Below are 15792 nucleotides of genomic sequence, written 5' to 3'. Positions count from 1 at the left end.
CGGCCCGGCGCGACGACGTGTCGGGCCGGGCCGCTGCTTGGTTGCCGTGGGGCCTTATTCCTTCACGAACGCCAGCAGGTCGGCGTTGAGCACCTCGGCATGGGTGGTGAGCATGCCGTGCGGATAGCCCGGATAGGTCTTCAGCTTGCCGTTCTTCAGCAGCTTGACCGAAAGCTTGGCGGAGTCCTCGATCGGCACGATCTGATCGTCCTCGCCGTGCAGCACCAGTGTCGGGACGGTGATGGCCTTCAGATCGTCGGTCTGGTCTGTCTCGGAGAACGCCTTGATGCCGTCATAGTGCGCCTTGGCGCTGCCCATCATGCCCTGGCGCCACCAGTTGTTGACCACGCCCGGCATCGTCTTCGCATCGGGTCGGTTGAAGCCATAGAACGGGCCGGCCGGGACATCGAGGAAGAATTGCGCGCGATTGCCGGCGAGCGCCTTGCGGAAGCCATCGAACACTTCGATCGGCAGGCCGCCGGGGTTCCTCTCGGTTTTCAGCATCAGCGGCGGCACGGCAGACACCAGCACGGCCTTGGCGACGCGGCCCTGCGGCTCACCGAACTTGGCGACGTAACGCGCCACTTCACCGCCGCCGGTCGAGTGACCGATGTGCACGGCCTTCTTCAGATCGAGATGCTCGGCGACGGCGGAGGCATCGGCTGCGTAGTGGTCCATGTCGTGGCCGCTGTCGACCTGAGACGAGCGACCATGGCCGCGGCGGTCATGAGCAACCACGCGATAGCCGTTGGCCAGGAAGAACAGCATCTGTGCGTCCCAATCGTCGGACGACAGCGGCCAGCCGTGATGAAAGACGATCGGCTGAGCCTGCTTCGGGCCCCAATCCTTGTAGAAAATATCGACGCCGTCCTTGGTCTTGACGAATCCGCTGCTCATCGGGTGGCCTCCTGGTGAAGTTTGGGTGGGGTGGATCGGTTGCGACATCGCGCTGCCGGGCAGCACCGCCAAACTGGCGGCGCCGACCATCAGGACGCGGCGCGAGATGTGAAGATCGGGCCGGCGCGTCGGCGGCGTGGTCTCGGTGTCGTGCTGTTCATTGTGCGTCATGGCGGAACTCCGATGCGGGCGCTCAGCCGGCCACCGCGACCGAGTCGACTGCCTCGACGATCACGTCGGCGACGGCGCGGGGCTGCGACAGGATCGACAGATGGCTGCTGTTCAGTTCGGTCGTCCGCGCGTTCAGGCGCGCCGCCAGCTCGCGCTGCAGCTCGATACTGACGACGCGATCCGCGGCCGAGACAATGAACCAATTGGGCCGCGTCGCCCACGCCGCTTCGGTGATCCGGTCGCCGAAGGTGGAGGCGGGAAGCGGCGGCTGCACCACGGCGAGCACGCGCGCGTCCTGTTCCGGAATGTCCTGCGCGACGTCGCGGACCCAGCCCTCCGGACTGAGCTTCAACATCCCGCGGCCATCGTCGATGATCTGGCTGAGACCGGGAGGAGAGGGGTGGGAGCCGACTAGGTCGCCCACGGATTCGTCGGCCTTCGGCGGCAGCGCGGCGACGAACACCAACGCCTTGACCTTCGGATCGTTTCCGGCCTGGGTGATCACCGCGCCGCCCCAGCTGTGACCGACCAGCACCACCGGGCCTTCGATCGCGTCGAGTGCGAGGCGCGTCGCTTCGACGTCGGCGGCGAGGGACGTCGTCGGGTTCTGCACAGCGACGACAGGGATGCCTTTGTCGAGCAGCAGCGGCACCACCAGGCGCCAGCTCGATCCATCGGCCCAGGCGCCGTGCACCAGCACGACCGTGGGAAGTGTTTTGGGTGGGGCGGTCATGACGTCGTCCTTCCGGGCATCCGTTGCTTCACGCCTGCTGTACTGCACCGGATGTGCCGGCTCTTGTCGCTTCTTGCGGCGGCTTGAATGAAGGCGCGGTGCCGCGCCGCGGCTCAGGACGGCCGTGGCAGCGCGAACTGGAAACGCGCACCGTGTGGCTTCACCGGGGTCGCCCACAACCGTCCGCCATGCGCTTCGACAATCGACCGGCTGATCGACAGTCCCATTCCCATGCCCTGCGGCTTGGTGGTGACCAGCGCCTCGAACAGCTGGTCGATCCGATCCTCGTCGAAGCCGAGGCCGTTGTCGGCGACGCAGACCACGACGCTGTCCGAATCCGCGATCTCACTACTGACCGTCAGGGTGCGCCGCCCCTCGATCGCCGCCATCGCCTCGATGGCGTTCATGCACAGATTGAGCAGCACCTGCTGAAGCTGCACCCGGTTGCCGACCACGGTGACGTCCGGATCGGTCAGCCGGGTCTCGAGCTGGACGTTGTTCTGGCGCAGTTCGCTCTGCAGGATCGACAGGATTTCGCGGATCACCGAGTTAATGTCCACCGCCGTCATGGTCGGGGCCGACTTGACGGCGAGCCCGCGGATCGTCTGCACTACGTCGGCGGCGCGCCGGCCGTTCTCGATCACCCGCCGGGCGGCGCTCTGGGCTTCGGCGATCGACGGTTGCTCGTTCCCGAGCCAGCGCAGGCAGACGTCGGCGTTGGTGATGATCGCGGTCAGCGGCTGGTTGATCTCGTGGGCGATCGAAATCACCAGTTCGCCGATCGCGGTCAGCCGCGACATCCGCATCAGCTCCGACTGCGATTTCTGCAGGGCCTCGACCAGGGCGTCCTTTTCTTCCAGGAAGGCGTTCTTGAGCGAGATCGCGGCCTGTGACGACAGCAGCTTCAGCACCGACAGCTTCAGCGGCGTGAACACGCCGGCAGCCAGATCATTCTCGAGAAAGATAATTGCAATCAGCTTGTTGCGCTTCATCAGCGGAAGGCACAGCAGCGAACGCGACCCCATGCGTGCGACGTAGGGGTCGTCGGCGAACGGGCTGGACTGGGCGTCGTCGATCGTAATCGCTTCTCCGGTCCGAGCGGCCAGGTTAACCAGCGAGGTGGGCAGATCGTCGGTCGTGGCGACGTCGTCGCGCAGCGCGACCTGGATGCCGCCGTCGCCGGTCTTCGCCTCGGTGCGGATCGTCAGCTCGGCGAGCTGGGGCAGGATCAGCAGGCCACGCTGTGCGCCGGCATGTTCCAGCACCAGGGTCATCAGCGTCTCCATCAGTCGCGGAACGCCAAGTTCGTTGGAGACGGCCTCCGAGGTCTTCACCACCGCCGCGAGATCGAAGCTTTCGGCCAGGCTGAGCGGCACCTGCGCGGCAGCCGGAAACCCGATCGCCAGGTCGGGATGATTGCGCTCGAGCTGCTCGACCTTCGCAATTGCTCCCCACTGCTGGTAGCAGTCTCGTGCCTTCAGCAGGTGGGCCTGATGCGCCGTGTCGAAGCCCTGCTGACGGCAAAACTGCGCGGCGAGTTCGTGAGCGATGGCCTCGACCTGCGACACGCGCACGCGCCGCGACGACGACACCGCCTGCTGGTAGAGCTGCATCGCCTCATAGGGGCGGTTCTGCAACCGCGCGATCTCGGCGGCGAGCAGCGCGGTCGCCCCCTTGTAGTTTCCGGGGTTGTGGACTTCCCACAGGGTCATCTGCCGGTGGGCGCCCGCCAGCCGCTGTTCGAGTTCGGCGCGCGGTGCGGGCGGAGCCGGGGAATCGGCGAGGGCGGCGCTGATGACGCCGACATAGAAGTGAAAGATCGAGTACTCGTGGTGGCCGACCGTGGTCCACAGCAGCGGTTCGGCCTTGCGTTGCGCGTCGAACGCCCTCGCATAGTCGCCGGCGAAGTAGCTGGCCTGCATCTTGCGGATCCAGAACCAGCACGCGGCGATGTCGAGGCTGCGATTGGCGGCAAGGTCACGTGCGAATTCGTTCTCGTCGAATTCCGGTCCGTTGAGCGAACCGAGCGCGATCGTCTCGCCGCGCAGCGACCGGAGGTATTGCAGCTGCGTAGTGATGATGTGAACGATCAGGCCGAATCTCGCCCGCTGCATCAGCGCCAGCCGCGCGACGGCGTCCTTTTCGACCTCGTCGAGCGGGTCCCCGGCCGACAGCCGGTTCGTGATCAGCGTACAGGACGAGAAACCCGCGTAGGTCAGGTCGCCGGTTTCGACGGCTTCGTCGAATGCGCGACGCAGATACGGTTGAGCCTCGTGCAGCGGGCGCGCCCAGGGCAACACGTGGGCGCCGTAAGTGAGGTGCACGCGCGCCTTGTAGTGACCGAGGCCACGCGTCTCGACCAGCCGAAGGCCGAGATCGCCGTATCGGAATGCCGCGTCGTAGTCGTCGAAGCACGGGCCGACCACCATGCCCAGATAGGTGTAGGCGAGCGCGGAAGCGTCGCAATTGCCGTGCTGCACGCTGATGTTGGCCATCCTGCACAGCAGCAGGCAGACGAGGTTCAGATCGGTGAAGAAGGCCGGGGCCAGCGCCGCGCTCATCACCGCCATCGGGGCGGCCCTGGACTGATCGGCTATCGTCGGAAGGTCGATCAGCGACTCGATCGGGCGGCCGGCGAGCCGTTCCGTCAGCAGGCGGTATTCGGCCTTCGCTTCCTCGCGGCTCGGATGCCGCGGCCAGGTGATATCGAAGTCGCGCAAATAGGCGAGGCAGGCGTCGATCGCGCGGTCGCTGCGGTCGATCGCCGTGTACAGCGTGATCTGCAGCGCCACCACGAAGGATCGGGCCTGAAGTGTCGGTGCATTGTGCTCGAGGCGCTGCAATCGCGCCTCGGCCTGTGCCATCGCGCCGGTCAGGAATTCGCATTCGGCGATCAGGTGTTCGATCTCGAAGGCAAGAGCGGCGTTGCGGTCCCAGCCGTCGGTCCCGAGCAATGACAGCGCGGTCGACAGATAAGCCAGCGCCGAGTGGTAGGCGATCGCCTTCATGGCGTTGCGGCCGGCTTCGCGATTGAGCCGCGCGACCGCCAGCCGTTCGGCGTCGGAGGCGACCAGTGCGGCGCCGAGATTGTAGTGATCGACGATCTGGAACAGAGCGTCCGGCCGGGTCGGAATGCTGGTGGCGAGGTGGCGAGCGATCTCCAGATGGGTCCGCGGCAGGTCGGACGAATCGATCAGCCGGTAGGCGGCCTCACGGACGCGGTCGTGAACGAAGCGATAGTCGTCGTCAGCTCGCAACACCAGTTCGCTGGCGACCAGATCCTGCAGTCCGTCGTGGACGTCGGCCGCGGCCATGTCGCACAGCCGTCCGAGCAGGTGGGCATCCGCGTTCATGCCGATGCAGGCGAAGATCTTGAGGATCGCGCGGGTGTGCGCCGGCAAGCGGTCGAGCCGGCGGCTCATCAGATCGACGACGTTGTCGGTGAAGCCCTTGCCCTCGATCAGCTCGACATTCCAGCTCCATCGCTGGGCCAGTACGTCGAAGCGGACCAGTTGCTCGTTGATGAGCGACGAAAAGAACTGGATCGCAAAGAACGGGTTGCCGCCGGTCTTGCGGTGAATCAGCGCCGCCAGAGGAGCGACCTCGTCCGGGGCGCAGCGCAGCACGTCGGCGACCAGCGCCCGAACATGGATCTGACCGAGTGGAGTCAGCCGCATCTCGACGAGATGAGGCATCCGTGCCCGGATGTTCTGCAGCGCTCGGGTGAGCGGATGGGCGTCGTCGATTTCGTTGTCGCGATAGGCGCCGATCACCAGCAGATGGTTTGTCTCGGTGCTGTCGGCTAACCGCTCCAGGAAATCTGCCGTGGCCTTGTCCAGCCATTGCAGGTCGTCGAGGAACAGCACCAGCGGGTGTTCCGGCCGGGCGATCGCCGCGATGAAACGGCCGAGCAGGGCTTGAAACACCCCGCGCATGTCCTGCGGTGGCATCTCCCGCAGCGGCGGCTGTTCGCCGATCACCAGAGCCAGATCCGGCACCAGATTGATCATCAGTTCGCCGTGCTCGCCGACCGCGGCCTGCAGTGTCCTGCGCCACAGCTCCAACGCATCGGCGTCCCGGCCGAGGATCTGACGGACCAGCGAATGGAACGCCTGCGCCAGCGTGGCGAACGGGGTGTCGCGCTTGTACTGGTCGAATTTGCCGGCGATGAACCAGCCGTTGGTCGGCGTAAGGCTCTTGCGCAGTTCATTGACGGCCGACGATTTGCCCGCACCGGAATAGCCGGAAATCAGCACCCATTCGGTCGCACCGGTCGTGGCGGCGCGATGATAGGCGGCCAGGATGGCGTTGATCTCGCTGTCGCGGCCGTACAGCTTCTCCGGCATCCGCACGACCCCGGCCGGGTCTTGTGCGGTCAATCGGACCCCGGCGGTGTGCCCGTGCGCTTCCCACGCTGCCAGGCAAGCCCGCAGATCGCGCTCGACGCCGGCAGCGCTCTGGTAGCGGTCGTCGGCAGACTTCTCCAGCAGCCGGAACACCAGACGCTCGATCGCGGCGGTCGCGGTGCCGCTGGAGGGCAGCGGGTTGGGTCGGCGTGCGATATGATGGTGAATCCACTGCGCCGGATTGGAGGCGTGGAACGGCAGGCTTCCGGCCGCGAGCATCTGATAGAGAATGATGCCGAACACGTAGAGGTCGCTACGGCTGTCGACCGAGCGGTTCACCCGTCCGGTCTGCTCGGGCGAGACGTAGATCAACGAGCCGTATGGACCGTCGTACAAGCCGAGGTCGCGGCGCTCCCGGCGCGATCGCGACGCGCTTCCAAGGCCGCTCAGCCGTATCCGATCCGAATCGTCGACCCAGATCGTGTCCGGACGCAGGCCGCGATGCACCAGCCCGCGCTCGTGGATGTGGCCGAGCGCGTGCGCAATGCCGATCGCCCGGCGCAGCAGCCTGGGCACGACTACCGGTTGCGCCAGCAGTTCCGACAGCGGCCGCGCGCCGTGATCGTCGATCAGCAGTGCCGGTCGGCCCTGGGCCGATACCAGCTCGCGTGGACAAACCACGATCGTCGGATCGAGATCGCGGGTGAGCTCGAATTCCTGCCTGACGCGCTCCAGCGGGCAGGGATCGTCGGACTCGGCGACCATCAGCAGTTGCGGCTGCGGGTCGTCGCCGCGCATCCGGTACACGCTGAAGTCGCTGCCCCGCGTCACGAGATCCAGCGCAGCGGTGATGTGCTTCACGGCGATGCTCCGGTGGTGGTGGACGATCGCCCCATCAGCCCGATGCGCTGTCGCGGGACGCCAAAGCCTTCTGGATGCAGTGGACGAGCGTCTGTGCTTCAAACGGCTTGCTCAGGAAACCGAGCGCCCCGAGCGCATGGGCCCGTGCCTCCATCCGTGCGTCGGGGAACGCGGTGATGAAGATCACCGGGGGCGCTTTGCCGCCCGCGATCAGCCTGGTGTAGAGCTCAAGTCCGTTCAGTCCTGCCATCTGGACGTCGGTAATCAGGCAAGCCGTCGCGTCGTCGATCCCGGACTCCAGGAACTGCCGCGCAGAAGCAAAGCCCCGAGCCGAATGGCCGAGGGAGCGAACCAGTTCTTCGATCGCGACCCGAACGTTCTCGTCGTCGTCGATCACCGTTATGATCTTGCCGATGGTCATTTCGGCCATCCTCAAGGGTGATGCAGCACGATCCGACGTCGAGCGACTCTGCGGCAGCGTTCCCGGCCTTATAAGTCATACGATGGTTTTACGTCGCCTCGCGGGATTGCGGGGCGATCACTTCGGCCATGCGCACCAGATCCGCGAACGAGCGGGCGCCCATCTTCTTCATCACGCGACCGCGATGGATCTTGACGGTGATCTCGCTCAGTCCGAGATCGGCGGCGACGTTCTTGTTCAGCGCGCCGGCCGAGACCATGTCGAACACCTGTTTCTCCCGCGGCGTCAGCGCGGCGTAGCGCTGCAGGATGTCGTCACGGCGGCCGTCGCTCTCGCGCCGCCGTCGGTCCCGCGCGACCGCCACCGACACGGCGTCGAGCATTTCCTGCTCACGAAACGGCTTGGTCAGAAAGTCGACGGCGCCGGCCTTCATGCCGCGAACGGACATCGGCACGTCGCCGTAGCCCGTCATGAAGATCACCGGAATGCGAATATCGAGCCTTGTCAGCATGGTCTGCAGGTCGAGGCCGCTGGTGCCGGGCAGCCGAACATCGAGGATCAAGCAGTTGGCGTCGTCCGGGACGCCGGCCGCGAGCAGGTGCTGAGCCGATTCGAACGAGACGACGCGGTTGCCGATCGATCGAAACAGGCCGGCAAGCGCATCCCTGATGTCGGCGTCGTCATCGACAACGACGATCAAGGGGCTGTCTGATGCTGTCATGCTGGCTTTGAAAGACGACCCGTGTGTAATTTCAGCATCTTATTCCACCCGATGCCGAATGCCAACCACTCCGCGGCGGCTCCGGCTCGCCCGGACCAAGTGTCGCTGAGGCCGCCGACAGCAAACCTTGGTTTGCTCCCGACGAAACCAATGCAGGCCGCGACGGCACGTTGGTTCGACTATCGAACGGCGGCCGGACATCGTTTGGTGTCGTGCGATGGCCAGCGGATCGTGCCCCTGCGATCCGGCAACGGGAGATCGGTCGATGCACAGCCTCACGACCAGCGGTGATCAGCCGAGCACGGCGAGGGCATTCGTCTGTCTGGCGGAGATCCTCAAAAAGGCAGCCGAGACCGTCCAGTCCGATCCCGCCATTGCGCAGTCGTATATCGAGCGCGCGGCGGCGCTACTGCGCGACGTGAAGGCTCGGCACGACCTGATGGACGACATGCCCGCGGCGAAGTCCTGCGGCCCCGGATTGGCGCGATGGCAGCTGAACCGGGTGCTGAGGCATATCGAGCAGAATATCGACTGCAGCCTGCGGATCAGGGATCTGGCGCAACTGATCGATCTCAGCCCCAGCCACTTCGCGCGGGGATTTCGCCAGAGCCTCGGCGTCGCACCCCGCAATTTCCTGCTGGAGCGCCGGGTCGCACGCGCCAAGGACCTGATCCAGAGCACTGATCTGCCGCTCTCGGAAGTCGCGCTTGCCTGCGGACTGAGCGACCAGGCCCATCTGTCGCGGATATTCCGCCGTTTCACCGGAACGACGCCGAACGCCTGGCGCCGACAGCGGCGTGAACGCGAGTTTCAAATACATGAAACAAGGGTTTCGTCGGAAGCATGAACTCGTGGCCGTATAGGCGACGTGATCTAGCGAAGGCGTGAGCGCGCGCCGAACATGATCGCGACGTGGGCCCCTGTCGTGCTATCCTTGATTTCGACGCGGCCGCCGTGCAACCGCGCGATTTCGCGAACCAGGTTGAGACCGAGTCCGGCGCCGCGAGTGCCCGGACTCACACGATAGAACGGCTCGAACACGCGCTCGCGATCCCCGCTCGGCACGCCCGGCCCCTCGTCGATCACGGATAGCTCCGATGCGCTGACGCGAACCAGGATGCGGCCGCGGCGGCCGCCGTATTGGACTGCGTTCTGAATCAGATTGGCAATCGCGCGCTCCAGTGCACCTTCGTCGCCCGGCATCGTGAGCACGTCGACCGTGGTTTCGAACCCGATCTCGTAGCCGGCAGCGATGGCGAGCGGGGCGAGGTCCGCGGTGGTGCGGCGGGCGATGTCGACCAGGTCGACGGCAACCCACGGCGCTGCGGTTTGTCCAAGCCGTTCGACGTCCAGAAGCTGGTCGGCAAGGGTCGACAGCCGTTTCATATCCTCCAGCAGCCGCGCCGTTTGCGGACCGAGATCGAGTGACTCGATACGGGTCTGCAGGATCGCAATCGGCGTTCGCACTTCATGGGCGGCGTTCGCCAGGAACAACTCGCGACGCTCCAATCCTTCGTCGAGGCGCCGCAACGCATCGTTGACGGCGCGCACCAAGGGCACGATCTCGCTCGGCACCAGGTCGAGCGGAAGCTGCGTGCCACGCCGGTCGATGTCGATCGCCTCGGCCTCCGCCGCGGCGGTTGCGAGGCCGGCCAGTGAGCGACGCACGACCATCGGGGTCGCGATCAGCGTCGCCAGCGCCATCACGACGGTGACCGGAAGAATGATGCTGGCCATCAGCGCGGCGACGACGCCGGCAAACCGATGCCAGGGCACCGTGCCGCCGGCGCCGGCCAGGATCTGGAGCGGGCCGCCGGGCGCGTCGACCCAGCGCATCCGCGCCCCACCGTGTGGCGCGTCGCCGGCAGTCCAGCCGAGGCGGGCCTGTCCGATCGCGTCGAGGGAATCGCCGATCCGGGCAAATTCGGCCGGCACTTCGCCGCGCGAGACCGAATGCCCGGATTTGTCTCTGACCAGAAACCAAAGCTCGGGCATCGCCGCGAACTGCCTTGCCAACATCGGCGTCTGCCTGAGCGTCAGCCCCCCCGACTCATCGCGCGCGACCGCATCCCTGATCGCACCGATGGTTTGGTCTTCAGGCTCGGGCGGCACCACGAAGCCGCCCGCCCACAACGTGCCGATCCACGCGACCGTCAGGATCGCGAGCACCATCGCCTGCAGCGCGACGAGGCGGCGGACCAACAACCATCGCAGCGAGGTGCGCGGAGCCGTCGTCATGGTAAGCGATTGATCAGATAGCCGATGCCGCGAATGGTGTGGATCTCGACGCCGGCATCGGCGTCGATCAATTTCCGGCGCAGCCGCGAGATGTGGGTGTCCAGTGCGTTCGACTGGATTTCATCTTCGAAGCCGTACACCGCTTGCACCAGCGCGGCGCGTGCGACGGTTCGACCGGACCGCCGCAGCAGCGCCTCGAGCACCAGCAGCTCGCGCCGCGGCAGGTTGAGGTCGACGCCGGCGACGCTGGCCTGGCGATGGGCGCCGTCGAAGCAAAGGCGGCCCAGCCTGAGAATCTCCTCCGACAGACCGCTCGGCCGGCGCAGCACCGCGCGCAGCCGGGCCAGTAGTTCGGCGATGGCAAATGGCTTGCCGAGATAATCGTCGGCGCCGCTATCCAGTCCCGCGACGCGCTGGGCGAGGTCGCCGCGCGCCGTCAGCACGATGATGGGCGTCATCAGGCCCTTCGCTCTCAACGCGGGGATGAGCGAGAGCCCGTCGCCGTCGGGCAGTTGGCGGTCGAGCAGAATCGCACTGTAGCTGTTGTCGATCAGAGCCTCGCTGGCCAGACCGAGCGTCGCAACCCGATCCACCACCATGTCGTGGTTTCGCAGGGCGCCGGCCAGCGCCGCCGCCATTTCGGGCTCGTCCTCCACCAGGAGCACACGCACAGCAGAACCCTTCCGACCTCATCGGGATTCGGTATATTCGGCGAACATTGCGTCAACCTTGCGCAGCGCGGAAGCTAACCGTTCATCCGGCGCCGAGCAGCGGCAATGCCTCGTCGCGCTCGCTCGTAGAGATAACGCTGGCAGCGCGACGCCTCACCGCTCTGACCGGTCAGCTTCGGATTGTCGTTGAGAATCCGCAACGCCTCGTCGCGTGCCTGCGTGATCAACTGGCCGTGGACTGCGGAGCGCGCGATCCGGTATCCTGGTGGGCGACTCTGACGGATGCCGAGCACGTCGCCTTCGCCACGCAGCTTGAGGTCTTCCTCGTTCGATGCGGAAGCCGATATCAGCTCCGAGGGAGGGCGCTTCGCTGGCGAGATATTCCAGCGAGCGAACCACGCCTGACCTGCGGACGCCCAGGGGGCGGTCGCGACAAGTCCGCGCATCATGCCACCGCTTTTGTGAATGGCACCACACCCGCATCGAGCGGCATCTGGTGCGGGCGTGCCTCGGTCCACCTGACGATCTCGAAGCGACCGTCATGATGCTCGACGACCCCGGTGCAGGATTCCACCCAGTCGCCGGTGTTGATGTAGCGAACGCCGAAATCGTCATGCATGGCCGCGTGATGGATGTGGCCGCAGATCACGCCCTGAGCCTGGTGGCGCGCCGCTTCCGAGGACAGCACCTCCTCGAAACGGCCGATGTGGTTGACCGCATTCTTGACCCGCAACTTCGCCCAGGACGAGAACGACCAATAGGCGAGCCCGAACCGGCTCCGGATTTTGTTCAACCAGACGTTGGAAGACAACGCTGCACGATAGCCGGCATCGCCGAGCAAAGCGAGCCAGCGGGCGTGACGCACGACGAGATCGAAATGATCACCATGGACGACGAGATAGTCGCGCCCGTCGAGACCATGGTGGATCGCGTAGTCGACCACTTCGAGGCCACCAAATGCCGAGCCGACATAGTGGCGCGCAAACTCGTCGTGATTGCCGGCAACATAGACGAGGCGCTTGCCCCGGCGCGCGAGGTCGACCAGCTCCTGCACGACCGCATTGTGCGCCGTCGGCCAGTACCAGTTCGACGTCAGACACCAGCCATCAACGATGTCGCCGACCAGGAACACGGTTTCAGCGTCATGGTGGCGGAGAAAGTCGATCAGCCGATCGGCCTGGCATCCTCTGGTCCCGAGGTGGACGTCGGAAATGAACAGGCTCCTGACCCTGATGACATCCCGAGGCAGGGAGCTGGCCGCGTCCGGTTGCTGCGCCGGCAGATCGCGGTCGCGGTGCTCGCGCAGAAAGGTCACCGCCGCGGCTTCCGCCAGGCCCGCGATGACCTTCGTCACGTCACGGCTGGCGCGCCGCCTGAAGATCGAGCGGTGCCAGTAGACGCCGACCGCCACAACGAGCAGCGCGAGTTGGGCGCCACGATGCCGGCCATCGGACGCCGCGACGCCGAACTGAAGGCTGGCGAGCAGGGTCAGCACCGCGGCCAACAGATGCTCGAGCGCACGGGAGCCGGATCTGAAACGGGCAAACAGTGCTCTCATGCGAACTCCTCGGCGCTCAGTGGCGCAGCGGCTGCACGCGGCCGTGCAAGACGGGGCGGCGCGATCGAACGCTTGTAGAGGCGAAGCCCCAGGATAATCGCGGCCTCAGCGGCGATCATGACCGCGGCGACCCAGACGCCGACAGCGACAGGATCGTGGCTGCTGCCGCGTAGCGCATAGCCAAGCGTCAGGAACGGCGTGTTCCAGATCACGATGCCGATCGCGGTGGCAGCGACGAAGGTTCGCGGCTCCAATCGCAGGACACCGGCCGGCAGAGCCAGATAAATCCGCACCACCGGCAGCGTTTGGCCGATCACCGTCACCCAGAAATGATTGCCGCGGTAAGCGTCGGTGAGTCGGCGATAGAGCGCGAGACGCAGCGACACATACTTTCCATAGCGCGTCACCAGCCCCTCGATACGCTGCGAACCGAACGCACGGCCAATGCCGTACCAACAGATCGCCCCGAGCAGGGATCCGATGCTTGTCGCGATGATGGTCATGGCGAGCGTCGTGCCGTCGGCAACCGTCAGGCCGAGCAGCATCAGCAGGACATAGGACGGAAACAGCGGGATGAACTTCTCGGCCACCGCCAGGCAACCAACGCCCAGCAGGCCGAAATGGAGAAACACTGCAATCGTGCTCGACGTGTCCATGGTGCCTCTCAAACGTGAGGGTAGCGGCGACTGATCCGATACACCGACGCCGGCGGCAGATTGCGCAAGGTCTGCCCAATGCAGGTTGCTTGCAGGCCGAGCCGATCCAGGATCACGTCAGCAACGGAGCAATGCGGGCCATAGGTGATCTGATAAAAGGCGCCGCCCGGGCGGAGATAGGCAAACGAGCCGTCAAGGATGGCAAAGACTTTCTCCGGCGGCATCGTGAGCAGCCCGAGCCCGCTGACGACGGCACCGACCGGCGCGCCCTCGAACAGCTTTTCCCTGCGCAGCCAGGCTGCATCCATCCACAGCACGCGAGCTCCGGGAAAGCGTCGCTGCAAGAGCGGGATGAATTCGGAGCCGTATTCGATCAGCGTCAGATCCTGTTGCCTGACTCCGCGCCCGAGCAGTGCGCGGGTGAACACACCGGTGCCGGGGCCGAGCTCGATGACCGGCCCGGTCTCGGCCGTGATCCCCTGCACCATCAGGGATGAGACGGCAGGCCCCGACGGGGCGACAGCGGCGACGCGCAACGGATTGCGAATCCACGCTCGGAAAAATGGCAGGATGTCAGCGGTCGACATGGTGGATCTCCCGGACAATAAACGTACGGACGGTGATGCGGGGGTGGTTTGCTATTGACGTCATGTACATCGCTTTCAGGTCTGCTCTTTTGGTTCTGCTGATCTCCGCCGTCGAAAGCGGACGGCTTCCGTCGCGGGTTGAGCAGCAGTGTCCGGCGCAGCAGGATGACGAAGCCGGACCCGACAAGTGGCCTTCAGTCTCACGCAAACCTTGCGCCAGTCTGTCGCCAACGCGTGCCGCGGAAAAAATCGCCAGTAGACATGAGGCCAGCTAACGGGCGTGAGCGTGGCCGCAAATACGCCCGCGAATGCAATTTCTGTCGGTAGAAGACCGGCCGGAACTGGTCGCTCCACTGCGGGCAGTGCCACGCGCCATGACATGCTTGTCGATCACGCGTCGAACCTGTCTGATGCCGAGGCGCTTATCGGGAAGGGCAAATACGACGCGGCCGTGCTCGATCGCCGACTATACCGGCAAGACGCTCGCTGCCGCGCGACGGGCGGTCTCCGGCGCGGAGGCGAGCCCGAACGCCGTCCCCAACCCGTTCAAGCCGAGCATCGCGCCGTCGTACTTCACGTTCCAGCCGGACACCGTCACCTCCAACCTGCACGCCGGCGACGGCCGCAATATTCTGGTGGAAGCTCGCAGCGGCGACGTCCTCAACCTCGCGATCGGTGCGGTGGCGCAGGTCTGCAACTCCACCACCGGAAACACCGACATTTGTTATCAGGGCGGCATGCCGGTCCGGGGCCGGGCCGGGCGCGACATCGTCAATTTCGGCCGCGTCGGCTACAGTGATCAATACAACAAGGTGTTTCCCGGTCTGATCGTCGGTGCCGATCCGACCGACGTGTCGATCGTCGCGGCCGGCCGCAACATCCTGTACCTGAACGTCCAGATCGCCGGCCCCGGTTCCCTCGACGTGTCGGCCGGCGGCACCGTCTATCAGGGCAACCTCGGCGCCATCACTTCGTCGGCCCGCTCGCCTCCGGCGACACGCGGTCCGGCGCCTCGATCGTCGTCGCCGCGGGGCTCGGGAGCGACGGGGCGGACTACGCGGCGCTTCATAAGTATCTCGACGCCGCCAATCTCGCCGCCGTCGGCATCCCGCTCGCCGATCATCCCGGCAAGGTCGCTCGGACCTACGAGGCCGAACTGATCGCCTGGCTCGCCGATTACGACGGTTGCCGGGCACAACACGCCGCCGATGCCCGCGCGGTGTTCGCCGCCAAGCCGGTCGAGCAGCAGGCCATCTTCCTGCGCAGCGTGTATTTCGCCGAGCTCAAGGCCGGCGGGCGCGGCTACAACGATCCGGCGTCGAGCCGCTACGGTTCTTACTTGCGCGGCCGTCAGGCGATTGCCGCGCGGTTCCCGGAGGACCGCAGCTACGCGGGCGATCTGATCATGTTCGGCGACTCGGGCATCCGCGCACTGTATGGCGGCGATATCTCGATCCTCATTCGACGGGAGTAAGGATCTGCCTGCATGCCGATCGCGTCCCATGATGTGGTGTAGCTGGCGGTTGCTAACTCGACCAACACGCGAGTCTATCGTGGTGGATAGATAATCCTTCACTCCCAAACGAAACGCAGCTCTTCCCGGAATGCGAAGCGCTCGATGTGGCTGACGACGACCTGCTGGAAGGTCGTCATGTTGGCCGCATCGGTCGCGGTCAGATCGATCATCAAAGCGTCGGACGTGGCGGTCAGCCGAGCCTCTCCCAGCGGCAAAGAAATCCGGCCCTGGGTCGAATCGAATTCGGTTTCGAATTTGTGCGCCCAGTGCTTGCAGAGTTGCTGAAGATAGCGGCTGGCGTTGGCCGTGGGCACGGAGGCGTGGGTCGTTTGTGGGCCGGAGGTCGGGGATGAGTTCATGCACGATCTCGATGTTGCTTGGTTGATGAACGGCTCAGGCGGGGCGCTGCCTGAGCC

Annotated in this window: 14 protein-coding genes and 1 pseudogene; 3 read left to right on the top strand and 12 right to left on the bottom strand. The window is 65.5% G+C overall.

Annotation, left to right across the window (positions count from 1 at the left end; all coding sequences use genetic code 11):
• Nucleotides 1-54: 54 nt before the first annotated feature.
• The 5 genes from DWA33_RS12095 to DWA33_RS12075 all read right to left on the bottom strand — a co-directional run bounded on the left by DWA33_RS12095 (nucleotide 55) and on the right by DWA33_RS12075 (nucleotide 8150).
• Nucleotides 55-897 carry an alpha/beta fold hydrolase gene (locus tag DWA33_RS12095; RefSeq protein WP_167443203.1) on the bottom strand — a complete coding sequence of 281 codons (843 nt, stop codon included), beginning with the start codon at nucleotides 895-897 and terminating at the stop codon, nucleotides 55-57.
• Nucleotides 898-1090: 193 nt separating this feature from the next.
• Nucleotides 1091-1801 carry an alpha/beta fold hydrolase gene (locus DWA33_RS12090; RefSeq protein ID WP_114358344.1) on the bottom strand — a complete coding sequence of 237 codons (711 nt, stop codon included), beginning with the start codon at nucleotides 1799-1801 and terminating at the stop codon, nucleotides 1091-1093.
• Between the two features lie 113 nt (nucleotides 1802-1914).
• The gene (locus DWA33_RS12085; RefSeq protein WP_114358343.1) at nucleotides 1915-7008 is read right to left on the bottom strand and encodes an AAA family ATPase; all 5094 of its coding nucleotides are present in this window, start codon (nucleotides 7006-7008) and stop codon (nucleotides 1915-1917) included.
• A 34-nt stretch (nucleotides 7009-7042) separates the two neighbouring features.
• Nucleotides 7043-7429, bottom strand: a complete 387-nt coding sequence (locus tag DWA33_RS12080) for a response regulator transcription factor (protein WP_114358448.1) — start codon at nucleotides 7427-7429, stop codon at nucleotides 7043-7045.
• An 88-nt stretch (nucleotides 7430-7517) separates the two neighbouring features.
• Entirely contained in the window at nucleotides 7518-8150 is a 633-nt protein-coding gene (locus DWA33_RS12075) for a response regulator transcription factor (RefSeq protein WP_114358342.1), read from the bottom strand.
• 217 nt (nucleotides 8151-8367) lie between these two features.
• Here DWA33_RS12075 and DWA33_RS12070 point away from each other — a divergent pair, with 217 nt between their 5' ends.
• Nucleotides 8368-8997, top strand: coding sequence for a helix-turn-helix domain-containing protein (locus DWA33_RS12070; RefSeq protein WP_244601270.1), 630 nt, complete (start codon nucleotides 8368-8370; stop codon nucleotides 8995-8997).
• Nucleotides 8998-9023: 26 nt separating this feature from the next.
• Here the strand turns inward: DWA33_RS12070 and DWA33_RS12065 are convergent, their stop codons facing one another.
• The 6 genes and pseudogenes from DWA33_RS12065 to DWA33_RS12040 form a co-directional block, all read right to left on the bottom strand.
• Nucleotides 9024-10388, bottom strand: a complete 1365-nt coding sequence (locus tag DWA33_RS12065) for a sensor histidine kinase (protein WP_114358340.1) — start codon at nucleotides 10386-10388, stop codon at nucleotides 9024-9026.
• Nucleotides 10385-11059 (bottom strand): response regulator transcription factor, encoded by a 675-nt coding sequence (locus tag DWA33_RS12060; protein ID WP_114358339.1) that lies wholly within the window; start codon nucleotides 11057-11059, stop codon nucleotides 10385-10387. The genes DWA33_RS12065 and DWA33_RS12060 overlap by 4 nt, the downstream gene beginning before the upstream one ends.
• A gap of 82 nt (nucleotides 11060-11141) precedes the next feature.
• A pseudogene (locus DWA33_RS12055) lies at nucleotides 11142-11385 on the bottom strand (ATP-dependent DNA helicase RecG); the annotation flags it as partial.
• Nucleotides 11386-11504: 119 nt separating this feature from the next.
• The gene (locus tag DWA33_RS12050; protein ID WP_244601286.1) at nucleotides 11505-12341 is read right to left on the bottom strand and encodes a UDP-2,3-diacylglucosamine diphosphatase; all 837 of its coding nucleotides are present in this window, start codon (nucleotides 12339-12341) and stop codon (nucleotides 11505-11507) included.
• Between the two features lie 272 nt (nucleotides 12342-12613).
• Entirely contained in the window at nucleotides 12614-13273 is a 660-nt protein-coding gene (locus DWA33_RS12045; protein ID WP_114358338.1) for a DedA family protein, read from the bottom strand.
• An 8-nt stretch (nucleotides 13274-13281) separates the two neighbouring features.
• Nucleotides 13282-13860 carry a class I SAM-dependent methyltransferase gene (locus DWA33_RS12040; protein WP_114358337.1) on the bottom strand — a complete coding sequence of 193 codons (579 nt, stop codon included), beginning with the start codon at nucleotides 13858-13860 and terminating at the stop codon, nucleotides 13282-13284.
• Between the two features lie 410 nt (nucleotides 13861-14270).
• Here DWA33_RS12040 and DWA33_RS12035 point away from each other — a divergent pair, with 410 nt between their 5' ends.
• Entirely contained in the window at nucleotides 14271-15020 is a 750-nt protein-coding gene (locus tag DWA33_RS12035) for a hypothetical protein (RefSeq protein ID WP_114358336.1), read from the top strand.
• 59 nt (nucleotides 15021-15079) lie between these two features.
• Nucleotides 15080-15334, top strand: coding sequence for a hypothetical protein (locus tag DWA33_RS12030; RefSeq protein WP_114358335.1), 255 nt, complete (start codon nucleotides 15080-15082; stop codon nucleotides 15332-15334).
• A 98-nt stretch (nucleotides 15335-15432) separates the two neighbouring features.
• Here the strand turns inward: DWA33_RS12030 and DWA33_RS12025 are convergent, their stop codons facing one another.
• On the bottom strand, nucleotides 15433-15735 hold the full coding sequence (locus DWA33_RS12025) for a DUF2218 domain-containing protein (RefSeq protein WP_114358334.1): 303 nt from the start codon (nucleotides 15733-15735) through the stop codon (nucleotides 15433-15435).
• Nucleotides 15736-15792: the final 57 nt, after the last annotated feature.

This window comes from Rhodopseudomonas pentothenatexigens (genome assembly GCF_900218015.1).
GTDB classification, from domain to species: Bacteria; Pseudomonadota; Alphaproteobacteria; order Rhizobiales; family Xanthobacteraceae; genus Rhodopseudomonas; species Rhodopseudomonas pentothenatexigens.
Note: the sequence above shows the minus strand (reverse complement) of the source record. Positions and strands in the feature narration are given on the sequence as shown.

Excerpts from the sequence above, each read along its gene's own strand:
- DWA33_RS12040 (WP_114358337.1), bottom strand. The coding sequence starts at position 13,860 with ATGTCGACCGCTGACATCCTGCCATTTTTCCGAGCGTGGATTCGCAAT.
- DWA33_RS12035 (WP_114358336.1), top strand. The coding sequence starts at position 14,271 with ATGCCGAGGCGCTTATCGGGAAGGGCAAATACGACGCGGCCGTGCTCG.
- DWA33_RS12065 (WP_114358340.1), bottom strand. The coding sequence starts at position 10,388 with ATGACGACGGCTCCGCGCACCTCGCTGCGATGGTTGTTGGTCCGCCGC.
- DWA33_RS12025 (WP_114358334.1), bottom strand. The coding sequence starts at position 15,735 with ATGAACTCATCCCCGACCTCCGGCCCACAAACGACCCACGCCTCCGTG.
- DWA33_RS12075 (WP_114358342.1), bottom strand. The coding sequence starts at position 8,150 with ATGACAGCATCAGACAGCCCCTTGATCGTCGTTGTCGATGACGACGCC.
- DWA33_RS12070 (WP_244601270.1), top strand. The coding sequence starts at position 8,368 with ATGGCCAGCGGATCGTGCCCCTGCGATCCGGCAACGGGAGATCGGTCG.
- DWA33_RS12090 (WP_114358344.1), bottom strand. The coding sequence starts at position 1,801 with ATGACCGCCCCACCCAAAACACTTCCCACGGTCGTGCTGGTGCACGGC.
- DWA33_RS12095 (WP_167443203.1), bottom strand. The coding sequence starts at position 897 with ATGAGCAGCGGATTCGTCAAGACCAAGGACGGCGTCGATATTTTCTAC.
- DWA33_RS12080 (WP_114358448.1), bottom strand. The coding sequence starts at position 7,429 with ATGACCATCGGCAAGATCATAACGGTGATCGACGACGACGAGAACGTT.
- DWA33_RS12045 (WP_114358338.1), bottom strand. The coding sequence starts at position 13,273 with ATGGACACGTCGAGCACGATTGCAGTGTTTCTCCATTTCGGCCTGCTG.